General features: G+C 53.8%; 22 protein-coding genes. 7 read left to right on the plus strand and 15 right to left on the minus strand.

Annotated elements, in window-relative coordinates:
- Positions 1-59: 59 nt before the first annotated feature.
- The gene (locus CZ787_RS03795) at positions 60-1,559 is read right to left on the minus strand and encodes a CoA-acylating methylmalonate-semialdehyde dehydrogenase (protein ID WP_087106333.1); all 1,500 of its coding nucleotides are present in this window, start codon (positions 1,557-1,559) and stop codon (positions 60-62) included.
- 228 nt (positions 1,560-1,787) lie between these two features.
- Between CZ787_RS03795 and CZ787_RS03800 the strand changes: the two genes are divergently transcribed.
- Together CZ787_RS03800 and CZ787_RS03805 are read left to right on the plus strand one after the other, a co-directional pair.
- On the plus strand, positions 1,788-2,174 hold the full coding sequence (locus tag CZ787_RS03800; protein ID WP_140398963.1) for a hypothetical protein: 387 nt from the start codon (positions 1,788-1,790) through the stop codon (positions 2,172-2,174).
- 111 nt (positions 2,175-2,285) lie between these two features.
- Entirely contained in the window at positions 2,286-4,025 is a 1,740-nt protein-coding gene (locus CZ787_RS03805) for a potassium/proton antiporter (RefSeq protein WP_087106337.1), read from the plus strand.
- A 125-nt stretch (positions 4,026-4,150) separates the two neighbouring features.
- On the opposite strand, the gene CZ787_RS03810 is transcribed toward CZ787_RS03805, so the two are convergent.
- Positions 4,151-4,858, minus strand: a complete 708-nt coding sequence (locus CZ787_RS03810; RefSeq protein ID WP_087106339.1) for a DUF3581 family protein — start codon at positions 4,856-4,858, stop codon at positions 4,151-4,153.
- Between the two features lie 108 nt (positions 4,859-4,966).
- Here CZ787_RS03810 and CZ787_RS03815 point away from each other — a divergent pair, with 108 nt between their 5' ends.
- Entirely contained in the window at positions 4,967-7,921 is a 2,955-nt protein-coding gene (locus CZ787_RS03815; protein ID WP_087106341.1) for a hypothetical protein, read from the plus strand.
- Here CZ787_RS03815 and CZ787_RS03820 read toward each other — a convergent pair.
- Positions 7,918-8,631 (minus strand): trimeric intracellular cation channel family protein, encoded by a 714-nt coding sequence (locus CZ787_RS03820; protein ID WP_087106343.1) that lies wholly within the window; start codon positions 8,629-8,631, stop codon positions 7,918-7,920. The genes CZ787_RS03815 and CZ787_RS03820 overlap by 4 nt on opposite strands.
- A 158-nt stretch (positions 8,632-8,789) precedes the next feature.
- Between CZ787_RS03820 and CZ787_RS03825 the strand changes: the two genes are divergently transcribed.
- The 3 genes from CZ787_RS03825 to CZ787_RS03835 all read left to right on the plus strand — a co-directional run bounded on the left by CZ787_RS03825 (position 8,790) and on the right by CZ787_RS03835 (position 12,495).
- On the plus strand, positions 8,790-9,284 hold the full coding sequence (locus CZ787_RS03825) for a nodulation efficiency, NfeD-like protein (RefSeq protein ID WP_087106345.1): 495 nt from the start codon (positions 8,790-8,792) through the stop codon (positions 9,282-9,284).
- A gap of 2 nt (positions 9,285-9,286) precedes the next feature.
- Positions 9,287-10,345 carry an SPFH domain-containing protein gene (locus CZ787_RS03830; protein ID WP_087106347.1) on the plus strand — a complete coding sequence of 353 codons (1,059 nt, stop codon included), beginning with the start codon at positions 9,287-9,289 and terminating at the stop codon, positions 10,343-10,345.
- Between the two features lie 359 nt (positions 10,346-10,704).
- Positions 10,705-12,495: a GGDEF domain-containing protein gene (locus CZ787_RS03835; protein ID WP_087106349.1), complete on the plus strand. Its 1,791-nt coding sequence runs from the start codon at positions 10,705-10,707 to the stop codon at positions 12,493-12,495.
- 99 nt (positions 12,496-12,594) lie between these two features.
- On the opposite strand, the gene CZ787_RS03840 is transcribed toward CZ787_RS03835, so the two are convergent.
- The 6 genes from CZ787_RS03840 to CZ787_RS03865 all read right to left on the minus strand — a co-directional run bounded on the left by CZ787_RS03840 (position 12,595) and on the right by CZ787_RS03865 (position 16,905).
- The gene (locus CZ787_RS03840; RefSeq protein WP_087106351.1) at positions 12,595-14,100 is read right to left on the minus strand and encodes a sodium:solute symporter family protein; all 1,506 of its coding nucleotides are present in this window, start codon (positions 14,098-14,100) and stop codon (positions 12,595-12,597) included.
- Positions 14,093-14,320 (minus strand): hypothetical protein, encoded by a 228-nt coding sequence (locus CZ787_RS03845; RefSeq protein WP_087106353.1) that lies wholly within the window; start codon positions 14,318-14,320, stop codon positions 14,093-14,095. The genes CZ787_RS03840 and CZ787_RS03845 overlap by 8 nt, the downstream gene beginning before the upstream one ends.
- Before the next feature lie 170 nt (positions 14,321-14,490).
- Positions 14,491-14,964, minus strand: coding sequence for a GNAT family N-acetyltransferase (locus CZ787_RS03850; protein WP_087106355.1), 474 nt, complete (start codon positions 14,962-14,964; stop codon positions 14,491-14,493).
- A 92-nt stretch (positions 14,965-15,056) separates the two neighbouring features.
- Positions 15,057-15,785, minus strand: coding sequence for a 5,6-dimethylbenzimidazole synthase (bluB, locus tag CZ787_RS03855; protein ID WP_087106357.1), 729 nt, complete (start codon positions 15,783-15,785; stop codon positions 15,057-15,059).
- Positions 15,786-15,791: 6 nt separating this feature from the next.
- Positions 15,792-16,250, minus strand: coding sequence for a GNAT family N-acetyltransferase (locus CZ787_RS03860; RefSeq protein ID WP_087106359.1), 459 nt, complete (start codon positions 16,248-16,250; stop codon positions 15,792-15,794).
- Positions 16,251-16,407: 157 nt separating this feature from the next.
- Positions 16,408-16,905, minus strand: coding sequence for a MarR family winged helix-turn-helix transcriptional regulator (locus tag CZ787_RS03865; RefSeq protein ID WP_254908558.1), 498 nt, complete (start codon positions 16,903-16,905; stop codon positions 16,408-16,410).
- 100 nt (positions 16,906-17,005) lie between these two features.
- Here CZ787_RS03865 and CZ787_RS03870 point away from each other — a divergent pair, with 100 nt between their 5' ends.
- Entirely contained in the window at positions 17,006-17,932 is a 927-nt protein-coding gene (locus tag CZ787_RS03870) for a DMT family transporter (RefSeq protein WP_087106361.1), read from the plus strand.
- 30 nt (positions 17,933-17,962) lie between these two features.
- Here the strand turns inward: CZ787_RS03870 and CZ787_RS03875 are convergent, their stop codons facing one another.
- From CZ787_RS03875 to CZ787_RS03905, 6 genes are all read right to left on the minus strand, one after another.
- Positions 17,963-18,388, minus strand: coding sequence for a GNAT family N-acetyltransferase (locus tag CZ787_RS03875; protein ID WP_087106362.1), 426 nt, complete (start codon positions 18,386-18,388; stop codon positions 17,963-17,965).
- 50 nt (positions 18,389-18,438) lie between these two features.
- The gene (locus tag CZ787_RS03880) at positions 18,439-19,062 is read right to left on the minus strand and encodes a LysE family translocator (protein WP_087106364.1); all 624 of its coding nucleotides are present in this window, start codon (positions 19,060-19,062) and stop codon (positions 18,439-18,441) included.
- 416 nt (positions 19,063-19,478) lie between these two features.
- Positions 19,479-20,846: an N-succinylarginine dihydrolase gene (gene astB / locus CZ787_RS03890; RefSeq protein ID WP_087106368.1), complete on the minus strand. Its 1,368-nt coding sequence runs from the start codon at positions 20,844-20,846 to the stop codon at positions 19,479-19,481.
- Positions 20,843-22,315, minus strand: coding sequence for a succinylglutamate-semialdehyde dehydrogenase (gene astD, locus CZ787_RS03895; protein ID WP_087106371.1), 1,473 nt, complete (start codon positions 22,313-22,315; stop codon positions 20,843-20,845). The genes astB and astD overlap by 4 nt, the downstream gene beginning before the upstream one ends.
- A gap of 17 nt (positions 22,316-22,332) precedes the next feature.
- Positions 22,333-23,361: an arginine N-succinyltransferase gene (astA, locus tag CZ787_RS03900; RefSeq protein ID WP_087106373.1), complete on the minus strand. Its 1,029-nt coding sequence runs from the start codon at positions 23,359-23,361 to the stop codon at positions 22,333-22,335.
- Positions 23,361-24,443 carry an arginine N-succinyltransferase gene (locus CZ787_RS03905; RefSeq protein ID WP_087106375.1) on the minus strand — a complete coding sequence of 361 codons (1,083 nt, stop codon included), beginning with the start codon at positions 24,441-24,443 and terminating at the stop codon, positions 23,361-23,363. Before CZ787_RS03905 ends, astA begins: the two co-directional genes overlap by 1 nt.
- Positions 24,444-24,453: the final 10 nt, after the last annotated feature.

The raw sequence follows: 24,453 nt of genomic DNA on the forward strand, positions 1-24,453 counted from the left end.
TGAGTACAACAACGTCACTGGCCCCCCACAAGAGCCAGTGACTGCTTAGTAAGTAAGCGTTAGCTTAATGCAATAGTACTATTGATACCGCTTGAAACGTTTTCAGGCTCAAACCAGCGTGCTGTTACCGTTTTGGTTTGCGTCCAGAAGGCGATCGCCTGTTTTCCATTTGGCCCTAAATCGCCGAGCTTTGAAGCGCGTGAGCCAGTGAAGCTGAAATAGGCAACCGGCACCGGGATTGGCACGTTGATACCCACCTGCCCCACGTCTATATCAGTTTCAAAGCGTCGCGCCACCCAGCCAGAATTCGTGAAGATAGACGTGCCGTTGCCGTTAGGATTAGCATTAATAAACGCAATCGCTTCGTCGAGTGTTTCCACGTTGACAACGCAGAGTACCGGCCCAAATATCTCTTCACGATAAATGGTCATCTCCGCAGTCACATCGGTAAATAACGTCGGTCCCACAAAATTGCCCTTCGGATAATCGTGTACCTGGCAGTTACGCCCATCAATCAATAGCGTTGCGCCCTCCTTTTCACCGGTCTCGATAAGACCTAACACCCGCTCCTTGGCGGCAGGCGATACCAGCGGTCCTAAATCGGCATCCTGTTGGGTGCCAGGACCCACTTTCATCTGGCCTGCAGCATCCACAATATCATCAATCCATTGTCGCGCCTCACCGACCAGCACCACGACCGAATTAGCCATGCAGCGCTGGCCTGCGGCACCAAATGCTGAGCCCAGCAGATTGTTGATGGCTTGGCTGCGATTTGCGTCGGGCATAACCACACAGTGGTTCTTCGCCCCCATCATCGCCTGCATACGCTTACCCGCATCTGCCGCCCGCTTGTAAAGCAATGAGCCGACGTGGGTTGAGCCAATAAACGATAGCGCTTTAATCGTTGGGTGATCGACAATCTGGTTGGCAACCTCAGGACCGCCGTGCACCACGTTCAACACCCCAGCTGGCACACCGGCTTCATGGGCGAGCTCAACCAAGCGCATGGTCGAGCTGGGATCCTGCTCAGAAGGCTTCAACACAAAGGTGTTGCCTGCCGCGATGGCCAGCGGAAACATGAAACAGGGCAGCATGATAGGGAAGTTAAAGGCTGTAATACCGGCCCCTACGCCTAGCGGCTGATGTAGCGTATAAACATCGACGTCGCTTGCCGCGTTCTCGGCCACCTCTCCTAGCTGGAGCGAGGTAATCGAGCAGGCGTGTTCGACCACCTCCAGACCTCGCCCTACTTCACCTTTGGCATCTGGCAACGTTTTGCCATGCTCTTCGGTGATTAAGGCGGCTAGCTCATCGGTGTTGTCACGAATCAGTGCCTGCAACGCCAGCATAATACGCATGCGCTTTCCAAGCGGTACCTTGCGCCACTCTCTAAACGCATGATGGGCGCTTGCAATCGCATGCTCTACTTCTTCTGCCGTGCAAAAAGGCACCCGGGCAACCACCTTTTGGGTCGCCGGATTAACCACATCACGCCACTCCTGGCTTTGAGACAGGACGGCTTGACCATCAATGATCATGGGAATTTCGCGAACGGCCATTACGCTTGCTCCTGATTATGATTGTGTTTGTAACAGTGGCAGTCTCTATAGCTGCCCCAGGGCCAAGAACAGGGTATATCAGCAAGTTAACGTAAACATCAACTAACGATTAGAGACAATCCCGATTAGCGATGACAAGACTCCAAAGACAGTGCAAACGCATGTTTAACCCCTTGACCTCCCCTCTCAATAAGGGATGATAATACGGCGCACCCAGGAGATGTCTCTTTGCCTCAGCAATACATGCCCACCGCTATGACGTCTCTCCGGCTTGGCCAAGTGGGCCTCTGGAGCCTGGCGCTATTGCTTTGGTGCGCCGCTCCCCACGAGGTGATGCCGCGGGCTGCTGAGCCAGGTCATCACTCAGCCTTGGAAGACCACACCAAACCGCTGATCGTGCTGGCTAACCCACTTAATCGCCTTAGCCTGGACCATGACAAGCGACGCCAAAACCCGGTAGTAATTCAAAATGATACCGGGGTGGCTCTGCCCGCCCATGAAAGATGGCCTGGTATTGCGCCTGCCGTTTATCACTGCGTATTGAATACCCTTGGCTCATCGAACCCAGGCTTACCAGGCGGCCTTCCTCCCTGCAGAGCACCACCCTACGCTTAACAAATAACGACGGTTAACAGAGGTGCATAACGCCTCTTTGCCACATACATGACACCAGGCATTTATTATTAAAAGGTCTGGCCATATCAAGTTATTTCAGGAATCGTGCGTATGTTTCTGGTGGACCAACTTATTTTACTAGCAGCAATTCTGCTACTGGTCGGCATTATTTCAAGCAAGCTGTCAGCTCGCTTGGGTATGCCGGTACTCGTACTGTTTTTAGGAACCGGTATGCTTGCGGGGGAAGCAGGTATTGGCGGTATCGACTTTAATAATCCTGGTTTGGCACACGCGCTGGGCACGTTGGCACTGGCAATGATTTTGTTCGATGGCGGCTTACAAACGCCCCTCGCCTCAATCCGCCTGGTTTGGAAGCCAGCCTCGCTATTGGCCACGCTCGGCGTTTTGATCACATCAATGGTTACCGGGGTCGCTGCTGCTTATATTCTAAAGCTCCCCCTGTTGGATGGTTTATTACTAGGCGCCATCGTCGGCTCCACCGACGCCGCTGCGGTTTTTTCATTACTGCGTAATGCTGGCATCCATATTAATCAGCGGCTCAAGTCTACGCTTGAAATTGAAAGCGCATCCAACGACCCGATGGCGATTTTCTTAACCATTGGATTACTTGAAGTACTGGTTAACGATATGCCCCTTGGAGTGGGCTTGTTAAAACTCTTTATCCTGCAAATCGGGGTAGGTGGCGCCGTCGGCTTGCTGGTCGGCTGGGCAGCCGTTCAACTTATTAACCGTATTCATCTGGTCACATCGGGGCTTTATCCCGTTCTGGTTGCGGCATGCGGGCTCTTCGCCTTTGGCGTTGCTGCGAACCTTGGAGGCAGTGGCTTCCTGGCGATTTTTATCGCAGGCGTCATGATCGGCAATCGCCCGATTGCCTTTCAGCGCAGCACGTTTTTGTTTCATGACGGATTAGCGTGGATGAGTCAGATCGTCATGTTCGTGGTGCTTGGGCTGCTGATTAATCCTGTTTCCCTACTGGATGTATGGCTGGAAGGCCTAATGATTGCGGCCATATTAATCCTGGTGGCTCGTCCACTCGCCGTCACTCCCATTCTTAAACTGTTCGGTTTTACGAACCGCGAAACCGGGCTGGTTGCCTGGGTAGGCCTGCGTGGATCAGTGCCCATTATTTTGGCTATTTTCCCACTGATTTTCGGCCTGGAAGGCGCTGAACTTATCTTCAACGTGGTGTTCTTCGTGGTATTAATTTCTGCCACTATTCAAGGCACTACGCTGCCTTACTTGGCGCGTAAACTGAAACTTACCGAAGCGCCGCCTGTTGTGCCTGCCGCCAGCCTGGAGATTACCTCATTGGAGGATGTTGACGCCGACATTGTGGAATATCGGCTAGGTGATTTTACCCGTGCAGCCAACCGTCGTTTATCGCAACTCGCACTGCCTGACGGCACAGTGGTGGCCATGATCACCCGTGGCAAAGACGTTATCCCACCGCGTGGGTCCACCCAATTACAGCCAGGCGATCACTTGTTTGTCGTGCTGCGTCCACAGGTTCTGCCGTTTGTTGACTGTATTTTTGCGGAGGGAGCCACGGTCGACCACTACCAACTCCCCAATCAAATATTGCATCTGAAAGGCAACACCAACGTCGACGAAGTATTTAACTCCTATGGCATTACGCTAGACCGTGATATGCACTGCACATTAGACGCGCTTCTGCGTGAGCGATTGACGGACGAACCACGCATAGGTGACTCAATAGCGTTGGAAAACGTGACCCTCTCCGTTCAAGGCGTACTTGATGGGCGCATTACCACGGTAGGTTTGACCATCAGTCAGCCAGAACTCACTGTAGAGCAACACCCCGCCTGATACCCATACGTAAAGGCCACCCGCTATTAACGGGTGGCCTTTTGAAATACTTCAACGTGCTGCAAAAATGTCCTCCAAGAATCGTATTTCAACCAGTTCTGCTGGACCAGCACTGCAGAAACAACTCAGGCAGCTTCGTAGGCAGCTTTAAGCCGGTAAAACTCATCAACAATGGCGGCCATTTCAGCGGCGTCATAATGACAAAGGCCACTGACCACCAGCTTTTTAGAGCCGACACCGATTGCAACGCCCTTCGATTCAATGGAAAACTCAAGCAATGCGTCTGCTCGCTTCCCCTGCACATCAAGCGATGAGCGCGTTAAGGCAAGGCCTGGCGTAAACCCATCCAAACGCTCTAATGAAAACCCCATGCTATCGTAGATAACCAAAGGGCGTTTAGGGTTAAACATTACCCCATGCTTTTCCATTAGCGGTTTTAAATAATGCGGGAAATTTTTGCCTGAGAACGCCACATAGCAACGAGCAAATGCTTCAATAGCAGCGCTATCGTGGGTCGTCTCACCATCACGAACCACCTGTAAATAACATTTTCCACTCTCATCACTTACGTGAAGCTCACCATTTTCTGCTTCACTAAAGAGCAGTGGCGTATCAGCACTTACCATATTGGTGAAGCGAAATTCCATTTGCCGCGACAGCCCGAACTTTACCAGTATTAGCGTAAATAACAGGTCACCAGGCACGCAGAAACGTCGCGCACCCGGATTATGGATCGGGTTGTAATCACCTGCCACGCCTTTAGCGAAACGGCTGGCCTGCTCGGCGGAGACCACTACATACTCTCCGTGTTGCGCGTAAAAATCCTTGAACATGGCGTTTGCTGCCTGCCTAGCGTTGAAATCGAAAACCCATAACTATCCAGCGTCGCGCATAATGCCATAAAACACGCGCCAACAGGAGTCACCTGCCAGGAAGCGAGTATGTCAAACACGAACATTACTAAAAAGCGCTTATCCCGCGTTGTATTGGCTACCTTGATCAGTAGCCTATTTATCATAACGGTTTGGCTGGTAGGCAGCTACTGGTTGCTGAATAGTCAGTGGTTACCGGAAAGAATTTCTCAGTTTGAAGGTATTGAGGTTCGCTGGAGCCAAGGAACTAGCCGCCACCCTGGTCGCTGGAAAGTAGACAACCTTTATCTTGCCCGCGAAGACGATGCGCTACCGATGGCAATTGAGGCCGAGCATGCCACGCTCACACTCTCGTTATGGTCGCTACTGCGCGGCGAGTTACATATCAAGGCATTAGAGGCCGAAGGAATTCGCCGCTTAACGGTGGGTGATATCGCCCTTGAAGCGCAGGGCACGCTTGAGGTGGCTGATACAACCCTTAGCCGTGAAAACCTGGCCATACCCCATGTGAACCTGGCAATCACAGAAGGCCGCTTGATACGCCCAAGTGACCAAGCCACACTGGTTAACGCCATAGCCCTTGAAGCCACCGCAACGCTTGATGAGATCACGCCCACGGACCCGGCCACGGGTGCACTTAACCCTGAACTGCTAGCGGCACTTTCCGCAACACTTGATATTAAGGCGCAGGCAGATGCCTGGAATGTATTCATGCCCTATCTGGAGACCATTCCCTGGCTTTTCCTGGACGGCCGCGGCGCACTGGAGGGCCATGTTGAACTTGCCTCTGGCACACTTAAACCAGGCAGCCTGCTTACTTTGAAGGCACCTGAATTACGTTTAACGCTGGATGAGCGAACGCTTTTAGAGCGCGATCAACCAACGATCTGGAGAGAGGCAGATGCACCACCCCCACGCCACACAGCGACCGGTAGAGGAAGCGTCCAGCTACGCGTAGCCGATCACCAGATTGATTTTGAGACTCGCCTGCAGGATGTCACGCTGGCAGATACACAGCCCTATGCGGTAAATACCGCCTTAAGCCTTAAAAGCGATATGGCCAACCAGCGCTTGGACCAACTAACACCACCCACGGATGCTGAACTGGCGCTTGAAGGCACCATTACCCGACTGGACATGATGGACCGCTACCTCGCCAATACGCTGGAGGGCCAGGGCATTCGCTTATCCGGCAATGGCCGTTTAGAAGCCAGGGTTAGCGTTCGCGACACTCACGCCCATAGCGCCCATTTGCGGGTCGAGGCAGACACAATCGCGATCAACGCACTGGATATGACGGCTCAAGGGCAAGGCACACTTAACGCTGAGCTAAAGGACGCCTCGATGGTTGACGCGACACTTGGTTTCTCCCAGGCAACGCTTTCCCACGCCAACCAAACACTGCTTAACGACGCGACGCTTGACCTGGTAGCACAAAGTCCTATCGAACCTGTATTAGCCCGCAGTCACGCCACCGCGACACTTCACTGGCGGGACGCCCGCATGGCCAGTATTAGCGCCCTGCAACCCTATATTGCCACTTACCTGCCGGCCCCGGCTCCGTTTAGCCTGGTCAGCGGCCAAGCGCAAAGTAATGGAACGCTCCATATTACCCCTGAACAGCTTAGCGGAGCGCTTACCTTAACCGGCGATTCGCTCACTACCCGCTGGCAGCGTGATGAGCAGAGCACCCTGCTCACCAGCGATATGCAGCTTTCACTGCAACTACGCGAGGCAGCTACCGATGGCGCAAGCGTTGATATCAGTGGTAGCCGTTTACGCTGGCAGGTCGCTGATGACACGCAGCCCGAAGAGCGTCTGGAAAGTATTTTAGTGATTCGCGAAGGCCTCTTCCAACGGCGTGGAGAGACTCCCAGTGGGCAGTTTCAGCTAGAGGGCAGCGTGCAGCGCTTGAGTTTTCTGAACGCCTTTTTACCCACAGATCACGGTGTTTCGTTGTCTGGCAACGGGCAGCTGTTCGCCCAAGGCTCTTTTAGCGGTAAGCGCCTGTTGGCACCTACTCGGCTGCGTATAGATGCCAACCAGCTTGAAGTCGCTTTTTTAGACTACCAGGCCAGCGGGCGCGGCGAGCTAATCGCGCAAATCGACAGCCCCGAACAGGCGCAGCTTTCTCTAGGCATTCCGCGCTTTGTGCTACAGCGTAACGATGATGACAGGCCTCATGTAGAGGGGCGTCACTTTGCCTTAACCACCCAGACAGACCAGCTCAGCAAAGTGTTCATATCGCCAGAAGCAGAATACTTTGTTACCCGAATAGCCCTGCCGATTATCGAAGTGCCGGACTTTACTCGCTATAACCGCTACCTGCCTGAAGATGCAGGCCTGCGCCTGCTTGGCGGCCAGGCAAGCCTGGGCAGCGAGTGGCTACTGGAGGGATTGAATGCCCAAGGCAACATGACCCTGCGTGCGTTTGGCGCCGACCTCGCCCTTCTCGATCAGCGGCTACGTGGCGATATCGAACTCTACTTAAAACTTACTGAAGGCGATTTACAGGCACGTCGTTTTACGGCTAATGACTCATTTCTGCGTTTGGAAAATGTGTTCCGCATAAGCGAGCGCGGGGCGCAGGACGCAGGCTGGTGGGTGCAGCTCTCCATGGATGACGCGCAACTTACCTGGGATGACCCCATTCGCCTATCCACACAGCTGCATCTGGCCATGCGCGACACCGGCTTGGTCGCAAGACTATTTTTAGCCCGTGCCCGAGAAAGCGACTGGCTCGGCAGGCTACTCAACGTGCACAATGTTAATGGCACTGCTGAACTGGCCATTAATGGCGAACGCATCCAACTGAGCAACCTAGTGCTTACCGGCGGCCCACTACTGCTGCTTTCCGATGTTACGCTTGAAGAGCAGAGCGCCAATGGCGCGCTCTATGCCCGCCTTGGCGCACTTGGCATAGGCGTAGAGCTTGTTAACAGCGAACCCAGGCTACACGTACTGCAACCCAGGCGCTGGTTTGACCGCTGGCGGCAGGCGGTTCGCTACCCTCGTCCTGATTAGCGCTGTTTGCGCTGGCGCCGAATCATCCTGACCCGCTCTTTGGCTTTAGCCGGCGTCGAAAGCGGCGCTGCTGAATCCGTCTCTTTTGGCGGCAAAGTGACCCAAGCAAACACCGGCAACGCCAAGTGCCAGCGAATCGCGGCTAACCTCAGGCCCAGCGTAATCGCCAAGGCCATGGCGATACTAACGCTCAGCGGCGTATTCAAGGTTTTCAGCACGACATATACAGTGCCGCCAACCATGGCAGCGGTAGCATAGATCTCTTCGCGCAGCACCATCGGTACGCGCTGGGCCAGCATGTCGCGGATCATTCCTCCGGCGACACCGGTCATCATGCCCATCAATACCGCCACTACACCGGAGGTTCCCAGCAACAGCGCTTTATGGGTGCCGATGACCGTAAACAAGGCAAGGCCAAAGGCATCCGCAATAGGCAAAAATCTTCGCGACAAGCGATGAATATAGTGGAAACCCACCAGCGAAACGCCCACCGTTGCCAGAATAACCCATAAGTAAGTGGGATCAGCGACCCAAAAGACAGGCCGCAAGCCCAGCACTAAATCACGCAGTGTACCGCCACCAATACCGGTCACAGCGGCCAACACCAGCATGCCAAACGGGTCCATTTTTGACCGGCATGCGAGAATAACGCCCGATAGCGCAAAAACAATCACACCCATCATGTCCAACCAATACACCACACCCGTCACGTGATTCCCCTTTGTGCGCTATGTTTCTTAAAGCGGTTTCTTAAAGCAGGCAGAATATCACTAATGCGTTTTTCGTCTATCGCTTACTGATGCGCGAATTAAACAGACTTAATGCAGTGGCTTAAGGTAGGCTGACGATAACTTTAAAAGGAGGCTCTATGGATTGGAATCCTGCCTATACGTGGTTAGTGCTGGCGCTACTTCTCAGCTTGGGGGAGTTAACGTCAGGCGCCATGGTGCTACTGGCGCTTGGCATAGCCGCGGCCCTTACCTCGGCCGTTACCGCGTTGGGGGTATCGCTACCCTGGCAGCTTTTAAGCATGGGTATCTTTACCGGTGTTCTGGTGCCAATAGGTATCTGGGTGATCCGTCCGTGTTTTTCGCCCCGAGGCGTTGCCTATGGCACCACCGGCACGGGCGTGGAAAAGGGCAACTATTACGACACGCTGCGGCGCGACTTTGACGATGCCACGGGTATCAAAATTAACGGCGACTTTTACCGCTTGCGTGTTATGGACACGGGTGCCACAGAACTTCCCCCCGGTACGTCCGTTATCTTTCAGCGCTTTGAAGGTACCACAGCGCTGGTTGTCCTCCCCTCGTCAGCCCCTGACCCTTTGCAAGACAATACCACCCTACGCAAGGAGCCTTAATAATGGATTTACCTATTAGCCCCGGTTTATTAATAAGCCTGATTATTGTCGTTATCGGCATTGTGATTATTTCCAAAGGACTGGTGATTGTACGTCAGTCGGAAGTAATGGTAGTTGAGCGCCTCGGCTCATTTAATCGTGTGCTCGAAAGCGGCATCAATATTATTGTCCCGTTTATTGAGCAGCCCCGCGCAATCACCATGCTGCGCTATCGCAAAACGGGCGAAGAGTACCAGGCGATTACCACTGATGAGGTTCGTATTGATCGGCGCGAAACGGTGATGGATTTCCCCGGCCAGCCGGTAGTGACCACCGATAACGTGACCGTGCGTATCAATGGCGCGCTTTATTATCAAATCATCGACCCCAAGCGGGCGGTTTATGAAGTCGTCAACATGAGCCAAGCGGTGGAAGTACTGGCGAAAACCACGCTGCGCTCGGTGGTCGGCAAAATGGAACTGGACAAGCTGTTTGAATCTCGCGCAGAAGTGAATAACGAAATTCAGGCCGCCATGGAAGAGCCCGCGTCCAAGTGGGGCATCAAGATATCTCGGGTAGAAGTACAGGACATCGCCATGCCCGAAGAAGTAGAAACCGCCATGCGCCTGCAAATGGCCGCCGAACGTAAACGCCGCGCTACCGTGACCGAAGCAGAAGGTGAAAAATCTGCGGCTATCGCCATGGCCCAAGGGCAGCGTGAATCATCCATTCTCAACGCCCAAGGTGATAAAGAGTCAGCCATTCTGCGCGCTCAGGGCGAGCAGGAGTCCATCAAGCTGGTATTGAACGCCATTGGCGACAGCGAGGAAAACAAACGCACCGTGGTGGGTTATTTACTCGGCCAGAGCTATATCAAGGGCTTGCCCAACATGGCGAAAAACGGCGAGCGCGTCTTTGTGCCTTATGAATCCTCTGCACTGCTGGGTTCCATGGGCATGTTCCGCGAACTGGCAGGCTCACCTGAGGATGCTGTAGGAGAACATCTAAAACACCGCACCGGCAGTACTAACCCATCCAACAGCTTTCGCAGCGGCGTGGTAGGCGGAGGTATTAGCAGTTAATAACCCTAGGCTGATAACAACCATTAAAAAAGACCAAGCCAAGTCGGGTAACAATAAACCCGACTTTTTTTGTAGCCAACATGACATAAAGTTGCTTTAATTTACGCAATAATAAAACTTTGATACGCACCTTTTTATACAGCCCGCAGGATGACAAACTTTATTTCACCACAAAAGAATGAGGTTTATCAGCCGGTTTTTAAGTTAACAGGGACCTTCTCCCCCTGCCAAGCCGAGCATCATCAGCCGCTTTCACTATGTATACACTGGCTGGCCGAGCGGGTTTTAGCACCACTTCATTGGCTTATCATCAGTGATAATGCGTTTAACAGCCGCATAACAGCGACCAGGACAGAATTTTGTTGCCGCTTGGGGATGGCAAATATAAGGCTATTCTGTGGAGCATTACACTTTGCGTGTGGGTGCTGTATTCGGGTGTTTTACAGGCTGATTCAGCCCCCCAACCTCTCCATAGCTGGGAGTACCACTGGGGAGACCTCCCTGCGGAGACTCAAAGCACTCTTTCCCAGCCGCCCGATACATCACTCACCTGGAATCCAATCAGCTTTCCTGCCAATCCACCGGAAAGAAACGGTCAGGAACAGGTATGGTTCCGTGGTGTATTGCCAGACGGTAACTGGAATGACCCCGTGCTCTACATCACCAGTATTGACCTGATTGGCCAGATCTATCTGGATGATGCACTGATCTACCAATACGGCGAATTCGATGCCCAAGGGCGGGGAGATTTTGCAGGCTGGCCGTGGCACATGGTTGAACTGCCTGAGAATTTTTCCGGCAAACCGATCAATATCCGAGTATTTTCCTACTACACCAATATCGGCCTGTGGGGCGAAGTAAAGGTCATGGAGCGCCTTGAGGTATTGGAAAGTATCATCCACATGTCCGTCCAAGACCTTGCAGTCAGTGCCCTGGTATTCGTTTTAGCGTTTATAGCGACTATATTCGCCGTAATTGGCCCTGAAAGGCGCGGCTTTTCAGCTATTGCTCTGTTTGCCTATGCCTCTGGGCTAATGTTGCTGGCTGAAGCGCCAGCTCGCCAGTTGATGGTTGATAATGCCTTGGCTTGGGATACATTGCGCGCGGGCAGTTATTACACGCTACCCATTGCTCTTGGGCTACTACTAAGCCATTGGTTTAACGGAAAAACAAAGCGCTGGCTGACAAGCATTTGGGCGTTACACTTAGCCTATCTCGCCATAGCGATCAGCCTGGTTCAATTAGGGCTTGTTAGTCTTTCTCTTACTTTTCCCGTATTTGATGCATTACTCACCGTCACGCTACCTACCATGCTAATACTCGCCCTGTTTAGGTTCCGAGAACTAAGTACTGAACAGCGATTATTAGCACTTTGCTTCACTTTTTTCATACCACTCTTATTGACCGACATGCTGGTAGCCCACGGATTTATTGCCTGGCGCACCATACCATTAAGCTACGGCACGCTGATCTTTTCACTGGCTAACGCGGCGATCTTTCTTTGGCACTACCGCCATACTCAGCAGCAGATGTCACTTGCGAATGAAACCCTGGAGTATCAAGTGGCATCAAGGACCAAGAAGCTTGGCCGCCTCGTTCAGGAGCTAGAAAACCTCTCTTTTAAAGACCCTCTCACTAACCTATATAACCGACGTCATTTTGATAGAGTATTCGAGCATGAATGCCTCCGCGCGCAGCAAAACGCCAGCCAACTATCGTTACTCATGCTGGATATTGATCACTTTAAGCGGATCAACGATCACTTTGGCCATGATGCAGGCGATAGCGTGCTGGTGGAAATGGCAGAACTGCTAAAGCATCACTTTCGTGGCCTTGATATCGTTTGTCGGTTTGGAGGCGAAGAGTTCATTGCTCTACTACCTGGGACGTCAGTTCATGCTGCCGAGTCTCGTGCTAACGCGCTATTGACACTGGCATCAGAACTCTCTCTAACATACCAGGAAGTGCCACTAACAAAAGTAACGCTTTCTTGCGGAGTAGCGACCTATCCAGATCATACCCAAGACCCATTCAAACTGCTAAAAATGGCTGATGAGATGCTATATCAAGCTAAAAACGGCGGCCGCAATCGCTGCATTGTGTGGCCTGAAGCGTCTAAAGCGCACGATTTTATGCTGGGGCAGTCGTAGCCCAGCATAAAGTCGCGCCTCTCGCTGTCCAGCGATAAGCTGATTGTCAAAAGGCAATCAGCAAACACGGCATACTAGAGGTTGATATAACCTGAGACGCTACGGCGCTGCCTTTTTCCCAAGCCGGGTTAAACCACGCGGCGCCGCAATGCGAAAAAAACGCTCCACGACATCCGCTTGTGTGGCCGGAGTCACTAACGACACCCCCACAAATATCGGCAAATTGATGATTAGCCCCCAGAATCCCGCGTGGATGCCCAGCGGGTGTGGCCATAGCGTAGTAAATGCCACGGTAACCAAAAACCCTGCCACAATGCCTGCCATAACACCCAAGCGTGACGCGCGTGGCCAGAAGAACATGCCGATAAAAGCAGGCAAGACTTGCGATGCAAACCCCAGCCCTACCAGCAAAATCATCACCAGACTGCCCGGTTCAGCAATCGCTAGCGGTGCAATCACCAAGGCCATAATGGGTAAGATCATAAGTCTGGCAAGTCGGCCAGTAGTAGCATTTGAAAGCTTTAACAGCGGTTGCAGTACATCCTTACTTAATGACAGCGACACCGAATGAATAAACGGCTCGCTTGATGACATGGAAGCCGCCAGGGTGCCCGCCCCCAGTAGCCCTACCAGCACGACGGGCAAATGCTGCATGGCGTATTCAAGGGCTACCGTGTCTGCTCGGGCCAGGTCAGGTAGCGAGTAAATACCGATAAAGCCCACAATCACCATGGGTAAAATCACCACATAGTACGTTGGCAGCCAGGTAGCGCTGCGCCGGATAGTGCGTGCGGAAGACGCACTCATCCACTGGGTCCATACTGGGGGCATAAACGAGAACATCGAGACAATAATCGAGGTGGTCCAGAAGCTAAAGCTCATATCCCCGCTGGCCCCTGGCAGGGTTAAAAACGCCGCATGCTCAGACTGAATACGCTCAAATACCGCTGAAAAGCTTAAACCGCCGGTGGCGCTATGCACCGCCCACAGTCCTACAGTCCAGGCAACGACCAACATTAATACGCCCTGAAAGGCGTTGGTCCGCCCAATCGCCCGCTGACCACTGGCGTATAAATAGACAGCAATAGAGGCAAGCACCAGTACAACGCCTAGCCAGACAGGTATGATACCGCCGCTCATCACAAACAGAATATAGGCCGAACCAACCGTTTGAAGCACCGCATAAGCAATTGAGCCAACCGCCATTACCAGCGATGCCAGCGCCCCCAAGGCAGGGCTTTGATAACGGTCAGCAATCGCGCTTGCCTGAGTAACGTGGCCAAATTCAGCGCCAAACTGCCATACCTTGGGGCCAAAGTACCAGGCGATCAGGGCCAGATATGCCAAATAGATAGCGACGTAAAAGACCGCGACCCCTTTCGAATAAGCCCAGCCCGGTGCGCCCATAAAGGTATAAGCACTGACGCTCCCTGCGGCAATCAGCAGATACAGCGTGACCGGCCCCATGCTACGCCCGGCAACCCCCCACTCTTCCAAGCTGTTCATATTGGCACGGCTGGCCTGCCCACCGCGGGCGCGTAAGCCAATCATCATGGCAATGGCCACATAGATAAGCGTAATCAGCAGAGGCCAGAGGCTATTCATGGTTATCTCGCTCTACGATACGGTTGCCTATCAGCATGACCACCACGCAAGAAAAAATAACCAGATAGCTCCATACCACTATTAAGGGCAGGCCTAGCACTAACGTTGCCCGGTTTACCCAACCAATCATCGGCCACGTTCCCATAGCGATGAGTGTTAAAAACGCAATTAATAAACCCCAACCCGCACGCGAGGTGGGCAGTACCAGCAAACGCCGCATGGTGATTCCCTAAAATTTTGTTAGCCGTCGTACCACTGGCCTACCTATTTTCATGTTGTGTGATCGGCAAATCGTCGGCCGACCAACGGCTTATCGTTAGGTATGTCAAAGCGGCAGCGTGCGACGGTATCGAAGTAGTACACTCCGCGTCCACTGCGTCATCAACGTCTTTACTCCGTTAAGAGGCGTCGCATGAGCATCACGGTTTCGCCTCGGTATTCAAGCGTTTCTATTGCTTGCCAACCTAGCCGCTGATAAAGCGACTGCTGATCAGGGGTATAGAGATAACATTGGTGAATACCGCTATTGCGTACTTCTGCTTCCACGCGCTGCACCAGCGCGGAAGCAATACCCTGCCCGCGCCACTCAGGCGCTACGAAAACAGAGGCCAGCCACGGCGTTAATTCACGCCGAATGCTCATATCATCGTCAATTAAACAGGCAGTGCCGACAGGTACGTCGCCTTGCAAAGCAATAAATACGGAGGGCACACCCGAGGTACCGCACTCAGACATCGTGTCATCAATGGCTTCTTCTAGCGTTAGCCCTGGGTATAAATTCCCCCACGCTTCAAACGTCCAACGCACTACGGTGGGAAGATGAGGACTATCTGTGCCAAGTCGCTGAATAGTGGTGTCCCGCATCACTATTTACCTTATTTTGCTGAAATTAATACCGTCACGGCAATCCTGTAGCCCGCCCCGCACCATCATGCAAAAGCTCGCACCTGCGGCGATTAGCGTGACGAATTGCGCAGCAGCGCATCAAGAGGACCCTTCTCAAGTGGCTGCCCCCAGCTATCGCCATGTACCAACTCACTTAACGGTAGCCTGGAGCGCCAGCCTTTGGCTTCAAGTTCCGGCTGATCTAGAAACTCGCTGACATAGCCAATGCATAGATAGGCCACGGGATATACGTGATCAGGCAGGTTCAAGGCGTCACTTAACTGCGCCTGATCAAGAATACTTACCCAGCCAACGCCAACCCCTTCGGCTCGCGCGGCCAACCACAGGTTTTGTACCGCCAGGCACGTGCTGAACAAGTCAGTTTCGACAATACTGTTGCGGCCTAGCACGTGTGGGCCACCCCGGCTGCGGTCGCAGGTGATACATAGATTCAGCGGGCTTTCGACAATCCCTTGAAGCTTGAGGCTACGGTAAAGGTCGCTCCGCTCATCTTCAAAACGCTCAGCAGCTTTCTGATTTTCCTGCTCAAATAACGCAAGGATAGACGCCCTGACTTCGCCACCTTCAATGACAATAAAATCCCAGGGCTGCATGAACCCTACCGAAGGCGCATGGTGGGCAGCCTGCAATAGACGCGCCAGCACGTCAGCGGGAATCGGGTCAGGAAGAAACTGCGAGCGCACATCACGACGCTCATAAATGGCACGATAAAGCCCGTGGCGTTCACTCTCTGAAAAGCAGGCATCTGAAGCGGTCACGGGATTAAACTCCTGTTCCATGATCGTTTATGCGTGGGAGGCGGGTTTGACCATATCAATATGCGGTATGCCATCTTCATCGTAAGGCTCACTGATTCGCTTGAACCCAAACGACTCATAGAAAACGTTCAAATAGACTTGTGCGCCGATCTTAATGCCCAGACCAGGATAGGTTTGCTCGGTAAAACGAACCGCCTCGCCCATAAGCGCCCGGCCATATTGATGACCCCGGAAAGCCTTGAGTGTCATCACTCGGCCAATGGAGGGCTCGGCGAATTTATCACCCGGCCCCACTACTCGGATATACGCCGCGAGCTGACCATCAACCGTGGCGGAAAGATGCCAAGCAAGCGGGTCCAGCTCATCAATTTCCTGATAGGCACACCGCTGTTCCACCACAAACACCGCTTCACGTGCCTTTACGATGTTATAAAAATCGTGCGTGTTTAATTCGTCCAGTCTCGACCAGCTAAAACGTAAAGACATCGCGGTGTAATCTCCATCGGGCATTAAGACTTCAAACGGTATAAAACGCCGATTATACATGGTCCGACATACGGCCATCTCGCCAAATAGTCACTAAACCTCTGCAGCCAACACAGCCTGCGACAAAGATATCTCACAGAATGCCCACGTTCACGCCTCACTGCTTCTCAACACTGTTCAAAAACTGCTTAAGTAGCGCATCAAGCTGCGCCCTCTGCTCGTCGCTCAAACCACTAACCAGCTCTGCTTGGGTCTCTACGTGGGCAACAATGGCCTCATCGATTAGCGCAAACCCTTTCTCAGATAGCGAAATCAGAAAGCCTCGTCCGTCGGCGGGGTTTTTGACACGCTCAATCAATCCCGCTTTTTCCAGCTGCTGAAGGCGGTGCGTCATAGTGCCGGACGTCACCATGGTGGAGGCCATTAAGTCGCTGGGAGAAAGCGCGTAAGGCGGGCCTTCACGGCGCAGCGTGGCCAGTACATCAAAGCTTGAGTCGTTAAGGCCATACACCGCCCACGTCTGCTCCATGCGCCGCATCAAGCTCTGATTCAGTCGTTTGAGTCGGCCCAGCGTGCCCATTGGGGCCACGTTCAGGTCGGGGCGCTGTTGCTGCCACTGTGTGAGTATTTTATCGACATGATCCATGGCGTTCATGCTTACCGCCTTTTAGCTTGACGTCAAGATAAAAAACCATATATCTTGATATCAAGATATTTTGAGAATCATTTTACAGAGCAACCACAAGAGCCACTCTATGCAACCATCCAAGGCAAGATCAGGGGCACTTCCCAAACAGAAGCGACTTGCCGCATTTATCTATCTTGTGGCAGGTGGCGCGCTGCTAGGACTTTCGACCAATGTGGCCAAACTGGCCGGTGATGTGCAGCTGTCGCCACTCGCCTTTCTATTTTGGTCGATTACTGGCGCGGCCTTGATTCTGTTGGTGGTGGCAGCGCTGCGCAGCAATTTGCCACCTGTCACGGGCCGCACACTTGAGTACTACCTTGTTTCGGCCCTTGTGGGCGTTGCGGGTTCTAACCTGATTTTCTTCTCGGCTATTCCACATATCGGCGCTGGCTTTGTCGCCTTGGTGATTACGTTGCCGCCGCTGCTCACCTATGTCGGCGCGCTGATAGTAAGGCTGGAACGCTTTCAGATGATGCGTGCGATGGGCGTTATGTCTGCGCTTGCTGGCGCCATCACCCTAGCGGCTCACAAGCTTTCCGCGCCTGATGCCGACTATGCCTGGATTTTTCTAGCGTTGGCAGGGCCGGTACTACTGGCTATCGGCAATCTTTACCGAACGTTGCGCTGGCCAGCGGGTGTCTCAGGCGATGCCCTCGCTCCCGGAATGTTAATCGCCGCGGCGGCTCTTCTGTTCAGCGTCGGCCTGCTGCCTGGTTTTTCGCTTGGTATTCCAAGCGGGCAACGTCTACCACTTCTACTAATTGCCCTTCAATCAATGGTATTTGCAGGCCAGTTTTTACTGCTATTTCTGCTTCAAAAAACCGGCGGGCCAGTGCTTCTCAGCCTGTTGGGTTCCGTCGGCGCCGTGGTTGGCGTACCGGTGGCGATAGTGATACAGGGCGAAGCCGCCCCTGAGGGCTTACTCCCCGGTGCCCTACTGATAGGCGCCGGTATCGCCCTACTTAATGTCGGCAAAGCCAAGCAAATTTCCTAAATAAACAAAGGCATATCTGGCAGGCATCACTTAAACAATACGCCGTTCCATGTAGTGAGTATTGCCTTCCGTTTTACGAATGTGAAAGCCTATGCGTTCGTAGAGCGCGACGGCAGGATTAATGCAGAACACCCGAAGGCGCAGCGTATCGATACTCGATTGCCGCGCCCTGTGTACCATATGATGGATGGCTGCCGTACCAAAACCCTGACGCTGCCACTGCGGCGCGATTTGCAGCTCGCGAATATAGCAAGCCTCGGTAGCCTGGTTGATACACAGTAGGCCCACCGGGTGCGTGTTAATGACCAACTGATAGCTTTCCAGGGTGCGCCACTCACTTTCAAACAAAGCGCTGTCCCAGTGCATATCCAACTGCTCATAGTAGCCGGACATATTCTGGCGGATCAGTTGCTCTGCAAAATCCTTATCGTTAGTCGGCACAATCAGTGGCGTCATATTTACTCCTGGCGCCCTTTCGCACTCGTTGAGAAAGCACCTTAATTGGCCTATGAGCGCTGAGACTTGAGCCCAAGCAACAGGGCTGCGCCAATTAGGCCAGCTCCTGCAAATCGCTCAACCCATATCTGTTTTCTGCCGCTTAATTTCGCTGCTATCCAGTTCCCGCCCTTACCGTAGGCGCTGAGAAACAGACCATCAATCACGATATAAGAAAAGCCCAGCACGAGAATTTGCGGAAGCAAGCTATGGGTAGAACTCAAAAATTGTGGAAAGAGAGCAGCAAAGAACACAACTGCTTTGGGGTTAGCGGCTGATGTGATGAACCCACGCGCCCAGAGTGCTTTCAGCGATGCCCTACGGGCAGGCGCGGCTACGCCATGCGTTTTGAACGATCGGATAATCTGACGCATGCCTAGCCAAATCAGATAGCCCACGCCGAGCCATTTGACAACGGAGAACCCATACTTGGAAGCATGTAAAGCCGCTGCCAACCCAAGCCCTGCCAAGATAATTTGAAAGGTATTGGCGGTTAAATCGCCGGCGGCCGTGGCAAGCGACCTTTGGAATCCATTCGACGCACTGACAGAAAGCATGAGCAAATGACTCGGCCCCGGTGTACTCATGAACAGCAGCACCGTACCGACATATAGAGCCCATGTTTCAACTGTCATTTTGAGTCCCTACTGGTTAGGTTATTATCTCGTGCTGAAACATCCGATATACGCATTTTTCTTTTACAAAACTATGCACATCACGTCAGTGCCACCCAACACTATTATGTGAGCGTAGCCACTACAAACCTTGTCGAGCCCTTTTTATAGTAGACTCAACCGCTGACAGCGCTTGAGGACTATTCTTCCAACACGTAGACCTAAGCATCGAAGCGACCATTTCGGCTATTTCTTTTGGTTCGTAATTCGCCAACTCCGAAAACGAACCGATACCTATTTCCTCAAAGCGCTTAACTACCATAGGCCCAACACCCTTCACCTTCAGTAGCGCAGCTTTTTCTGCTTCACTGAATGCCATATTTATTGGAACTCCCCAAGCCACATAACGCCTGATTTTAGCTCAAAGCTGATTTCTTCTATCCCAACTGAAACGGGTAAACCGACCCTATTTGCAGAAGCTGCGTTAGCTCATCCAGTGCGCTGAGCGACTCTTCTGCCAACTGCGGATCGGCGAGGTCGCCAGGTACCAAGCGATCCCGGTAGTGGCGATTGACCCAAGCAGTAAGGTCTGCGTAAAGATCATTGGTGAGCAATACGCGGCCGGTCAGTGCTGCGCGCTCGGCTTCTGAAAGAGCAACGCGCAGGCGCAGGCAGGCGGGGCCGCCGCCGTTGCGCATGCTTTGCTTGACGTCTTTCACCACCACGTCACTGATGGGGTTATTGCCTGCCAGCAGGTAGTCTTGAACGGTGCGCCAGACGGCTTCGCGCTCCTGGCATTCGCTGGGCACGACCAGCGTCATGGTGCCATCGGGATTGGAAAGCAGCTGCGAGTTAAATAGGTACGACGCCACTGCATCTTCCAGGCTCACTGCTTCAATGGGCACACGAACAGGAATCAAGGGCGTCGTCATTTTACGGCGCAGTTCATCGAGCGTCCCCTCTTCATCCAAAAAGGCCATTTCGTGATACAGCAGCACGGGACCGTTGCCCACGGCGATGACGTCGTTATGAAATACGCCCGCATCAATAGCGTCCGGATGCTGCTGAGCAAATACCGTTTGCGACGCAACAAGCCCATGCTGGCGGGCTACTGCCTGGCTGGCTTCCAGCGTTTGGCGGGCGGGATAGCGAGCAGGTTCGCGCTCGCCGCTACGCACGTCACCAAACGCTTGGCGGCCATATACAAACAGATGAACGCCCGGCTCACCGTATTCACCACACAGGCGAGTATGATTGGCAGCACCTTCATCGGAAAACGCAGGCGTGGCGGGCAGCGCTGGGTGGTGGGCGAAGTGCTGTTCGCTGTGAAAAATGGCCTGCAGCACGCGGCCCGTGGTTTGCGGTTCAAGAAAGCGATGAAAGCTTGATTGCAGGTTGGCCGGGGTAAAGTGAACCCGGCGGTCCGGCGCATCGATGCTGGGGGTAACGGTACCGGCGTTAGCCGTCCACATGCTCGAAGCGGAACATACAGCCCGCAACAGTTGCGGGGCCTCTGTGGCGGCGCGGGCGAGCAACTCGTGGTTGTTTCCACTAAATCCTAAATCGCGCAGCGCGCCGATATCCGGGCGCTGCTGAGGTGGCAGAACGCCTTGGGCGTAGCCTGCCTCCATCAAGGATTTCATTTTTAAAAGCCCTTGTAGCACCCCCTCTTTAGGATTGGACTCAAGGCCGCCGTGGCTCATGGAAGCCACATTGCCTACGGCGAGCCCTGAGTAGTTATGCGTCGGGCCTACCAGCCCGTCGAAATTGACTTCCCTAACGTTACTGATCACAGATGTGCTCACAGACTAACTCCCGGCGGCAGAGTATCGGGCATCTCCAATGCCTCAGCTTCCATGGAAGCCACCGGATAGGCGCAGTAGTCCGCCGCATAGTACGCGCTGGGACGGTGGTTGCCGCTATCGCCGACGCCACCGAACGGCGCATCACCCGAAGCCCCAGTGGTCTGGCGGTTCCAGTTCACAATCCCCGCACGGATACGCAGCAGAAAATCGTCCCAGTCGGCCTTTTCACCGCCAATCAAACCTGCGGACAAGCCATAGCGCGTGTTATTGGCAAGCATCAGCGCCTCATCCCAATCACAGTAACGGTGCACCTTCAATAACGGGCCAAAGTACTCCTCGTCAGGCACTTCCAGGCCCGTCACATCGATTAATGCAGGCGTGAGCAGGCTGGTATTTTCTTTAACACGCTGCATACGGTTAATCACCGTGCCACCCAACGCCTCCAGCGCATCCTGTGCTTTTAGCAGGCCTTCAGCCGCCACCACACTGACCAGGCCGCCGTAAAATGGTGTGGGCGACTCATCAAACTGCCCAGCCACGTGAAGCCTGGCAATCGCTTCGGAAAGCGCGTCAATTAGCCGGTCGCCAACCTCGCCCTGGGGTACGATCAAGCGCCGGGCGCAGGTGCAGCGCTGGCCACCGGACAGAAAGGCGGATTGCAAAATGGCCAGCACGGCGGCGCGCTCATCATCCACGTCTTTCACCACCAGCGGATTATTGCCCCCAAGCTCCAGCGCGAGGATTTTATCCAGTTGCCCGGCAAACTGCTGTTGCAGCATGCCGCCAACCTGTGCACTGCCGGTAAACAGCAGGCCATCGATCCCTGGGTGCACAGAGAGCGCCTGCCCCACCGGCACACCGCCTTGAACAAGATTGATCACACCATCAGGCAGCCCGGCTTCTCGCCAGCACTGCAGCGTCAAGTCCGCGGTTAGCGGTGTCTGATCGCTCGGTTTGAAGACGGCGGTGTTGCCTGCCAAGAGAGCCGGCACCATGTGGCCGTTAGGCAAGTGGCCTGGGAAGTTATAGGGGCCAAACACCGCCATCACCCCGTGTGGGCGGTGGCGCAGCACGGCTTTGGCACTGCCTACAGCTTTTTCACGCTCGCCGGTGCGCTCCTTGTACGCCTTGAGTGAGAGCGCTATTTTCCCCACCATAGCACCCGCTTCCGTACGCGCTTCCCAAAGTGGCTTGCCGGTTTCAGAGGCAATGGCGACAGCCAGCGCTTCACTGCGTGATTTAAGTACCTCAGCAAAACGCTCGACCAGCGCTTGGCGTTCGCCAAATGGCGTTTTTGCCCATTCGGGAAACGCTTTACGCGCAGCGGCTACCGCTTCTGCAACCTGAGAATCACTGGCCGATGCCCCTTGCCAGAGTAGCCCGCCTGAGACGGGGTCAAACTTACTAAACGATGCTGCAGCGCCCTCCACCCAGGCGCCGTTGATAAGCTGCTGTTGTTGGGCGTGCATCATGTTCTCCTACCTGTTCAGGTTTCCAGAAGCCGCACGGCATCACCTGTGGTAACCCCTAGGCGCTCGGCTTCTGTGTGGCTTAAAACAATCGTATCGCGGGTGGGTGCACGGCCTATCCACGCGGCGGTAAAGGCCTGCATGGTGGTGGTCGCGGCCAACCAGCGGCTAACGCTCTCATCAGGTGCCTTGGTCGATACTTCAACGTGATATAGCTGCGAATTGCGCACAGCCCGCACATCGTCTATATAGGCTTCAACCGTCGGGCCACCGTCAAAAATATCGATATAGCCTTCCCAGCGCAGCCCCTCTTTTTTGAGCATTTCAAGCGCAGGCCGGGTATGGCGATGCACTTGGCCAATACACGCGCGCGCCTCTTCGGCCATAAAGGTGGTGTAAATGGGAAAACGCGGCATCAATTCACCGATAAAGCTTTTCTGCCCAAGACCGGTCAAGCGGTCGGCTTCGCTGAAATCCATGGGAAAAAAGTGTTTTCCAAGGCTCTCCCAGAAGGGACTGCGGTTCTGCTCATCGAACACGCCGCGCATTTCTGCGAGCACTTTCTCAGGAAAACGATCACGAAACTGCGCAATAAACAGCCAGCGTGCCTTGGAGAGTAGTGCACCGTTGCGCAGATGCTTATTGGCCTCGCCGCGATATTCCGGGCGCAAAAAAAGTGAGCATACTTCGGCATCGCCGGTATGGTCAGAGCTTAAAAACAGCGTATCGATGGTGCGGTGCAAGTCCAACTGTACCGACGAGTGCGCCAGCGTGCCCAACCGATAGTTATAAAAAGGCACTTCGTGCCCTACCTGGCCTTCAATGGCACAGCAGCCAGCCAGCTCGCCATTGGCCTCATCTTCCAGCACAAAGAAGTAGAGCCGATTGTTAACCGGGGTGCGCTCTTCAAACGCGCGAACAGACGTTTCAATTTTTTCTGCCAGAAATTCTCGGTTATTGGGCAGCGAGGTAAAGCCCACGCCCGCCTGCTGCGCAAGCGCCAGCAACCCATCAACATCTGCACGGGCGATAGGACGAATGCGCATCATATTTCTCCTTCATCAAAGGCATCCACCGCGCTGGGCAGAGTGAGTGGTGCAGCAAATACAGCTCGCCCCTCTTCTACTCCCAAGCGTTTGGCATCCGCCTCTGAAAGCATCAGTTGCCCAGTGGCTGAAAGCGCGTAACGGGCGACAATGCAGCGAAAATCACCCAGCGCCTGATTAGCGATCAAGGCAGGTTCGGCATCTGGAAGCGTTTCGTCCGGACGAAGGCGTACCGGATGCCAAGCGGCACGGTTGAATGTCGCCAAACGCTCGCGTTCGGCTTTCACAAGCGGCCCGGCGTCGAAAATGTCCACATGGCGCGAGCGCACGAAGCCTTCGGCAAGCATCTCCTGCAAAGCTTCTTCATGCGCAGGATGCTCCCGGCCAATCGCCGCCCGGGCCGGTGGCGTCAACAGCGGCAAATAGAGCGGGAACTGAGGCATCACCTCGGCAATAAAGCTTTTGGAGCGCACACCTGCGATGTGGTTGATATCGTGAAAACTGCGCGCAAAAAAGTGGTGGCCCACACTTTCCCAAAAGGGCGATTCGTTCTGCGCATCCAGGTAACCGGGAAACGCCACGGCCAATATGCGCGAAAAACGCTCGGGGTACTGGGCAATAAACATCAGCCGAGCACGCCGCAACAGGCTTTCGGCGCTGGTCCCCTTGTAACGCGGGTTTAGTGAATACGCGCACAGCAGCGTAGCGTCAGAAACCTCATGAGAGAGCGCCAGGGTTTGTACTTCGCGACGTACATTGAGCTGTTGGGACGCATGAATCAACGTTTCCTGGCGGTAGGTGTAGTAGGCCTCATTGGCGCCCGCTTGAGCACGAATAGTGGCCGTTCCCAGCACTTCGCCATTACCCTTTTCATCCAACAACGCGCTGTTTTCAAGCACGAAGGTGTAGTGCTCGTTACCTGGAAACTCGATCTCATCATTAAACGCTGCTAGGGAGCGCTCAATGCGCTCCTCTAAACGTTCGCGGTTAGCGGGCAGGTTGGTAAGCTTGGGAGTCGCATGCTCTGCCAACACGACCAGCGCTTCGAGATCCGCCATTTTGACCGGACGAATGACCAGCATTCTTGACGCC

The sequence above is a fragment of the Halomonas citrativorans genome (genome assembly GCF_900163645.1).
GTDB classification, from domain to species: Bacteria; Pseudomonadota; Gammaproteobacteria; order Pseudomonadales; family Halomonadaceae; genus Vreelandella; species Vreelandella citrativorans.

Excerpts from the sequence above, each read along its gene's own strand:
- CZ787_RS03875 (WP_087106362.1), bottom strand. The coding sequence starts at position 18,388 with ATGACGCCACTGATTGTGCCGACTAACGATAAGGATTTTGCAGAGCAA.
- CZ787_RS03805 (WP_087106337.1), top strand. The coding sequence starts at position 2,286 with ATGTTTCTGGTGGACCAACTTATTTTACTAGCAGCAATTCTGCTACTG.
- CZ787_RS03795 (WP_087106333.1), bottom strand. The coding sequence starts at position 1,559 with ATGGCCGTTCGCGAAATTCCCATGATCATTGATGGTCAAGCCGTCCTG.
- CZ787_RS03880 (WP_087106364.1), bottom strand. The coding sequence starts at position 19,062 with ATGACAGTTGAAACATGGGCTCTATATGTCGGTACGGTGCTGCTGTTC.
- CZ787_RS03810 (WP_087106339.1), bottom strand. The coding sequence starts at position 4,858 with ATGTTCAAGGATTTTTACGCGCAACACGGAGAGTATGTAGTGGTCTCC.
- CZ787_RS03870 (WP_087106361.1), top strand. The coding sequence starts at position 17,006 with ATGCAACCATCCAAGGCAAGATCAGGGGCACTTCCCAAACAGAAGCGA.
- CZ787_RS03860 (WP_087106359.1), bottom strand. The coding sequence starts at position 16,250 with ATGTCTTTACGTTTTAGCTGGTCGAGACTGGACGAATTAAACACGCAC.
- CZ787_RS03905 (WP_087106375.1), bottom strand. The coding sequence starts at position 24,443 with ATGCTGGTCATTCGTCCGGTCAAAATGGCGGATCTCGAAGCGCTGGTC.
- CZ787_RS03840 (WP_087106351.1), bottom strand. The coding sequence starts at position 14,100 with ATGAATAGCCTCTGGCCTCTGCTGATTACGCTTATCTATGTGGCCATT.
- CZ787_RS03845 (WP_087106353.1), bottom strand. The coding sequence starts at position 14,320 with ATGCGGCGTTTGCTGGTACTGCCCACCTCGCGTGCGGGTTGGGGTTTA.
- astD (WP_087106371.1), bottom strand. The coding sequence starts at position 22,315 with ATGCACGCCCAACAACAGCAGCTTATCAACGGCGCCTGGGTGGAGGGC.
- CZ787_RS03825 (WP_087106345.1), top strand. The coding sequence starts at position 8,790 with ATGGATTGGAATCCTGCCTATACGTGGTTAGTGCTGGCGCTACTTCTC.
- CZ787_RS03830 (WP_087106347.1), top strand. The coding sequence starts at position 9,287 with ATGGATTTACCTATTAGCCCCGGTTTATTAATAAGCCTGATTATTGTC.
- CZ787_RS03815 (WP_087106341.1), top strand. The coding sequence starts at position 4,967 with ATGTCAAACACGAACATTACTAAAAAGCGCTTATCCCGCGTTGTATTG.
- CZ787_RS03850 (WP_087106355.1), bottom strand. The coding sequence starts at position 14,964 with ATGCGGGACACCACTATTCAGCGACTTGGCACAGATAGTCCTCATCTT.
- CZ787_RS03865 (WP_254908558.1), bottom strand. The coding sequence starts at position 16,905 with ATGAACGCCATGGATCATGTCGATAAAATACTCACACAGTGGCAGCAA.
- bluB (WP_087106357.1), bottom strand. The coding sequence starts at position 15,785 with ATGGAACAGGAGTTTAATCCCGTGACCGCTTCAGATGCCTGCTTTTCA.
- astA (WP_087106373.1), bottom strand. The coding sequence starts at position 23,361 with ATGCGCATTCGTCCTATCGCCCGTGCAGATGTTGATGGGTTGCTGGCG.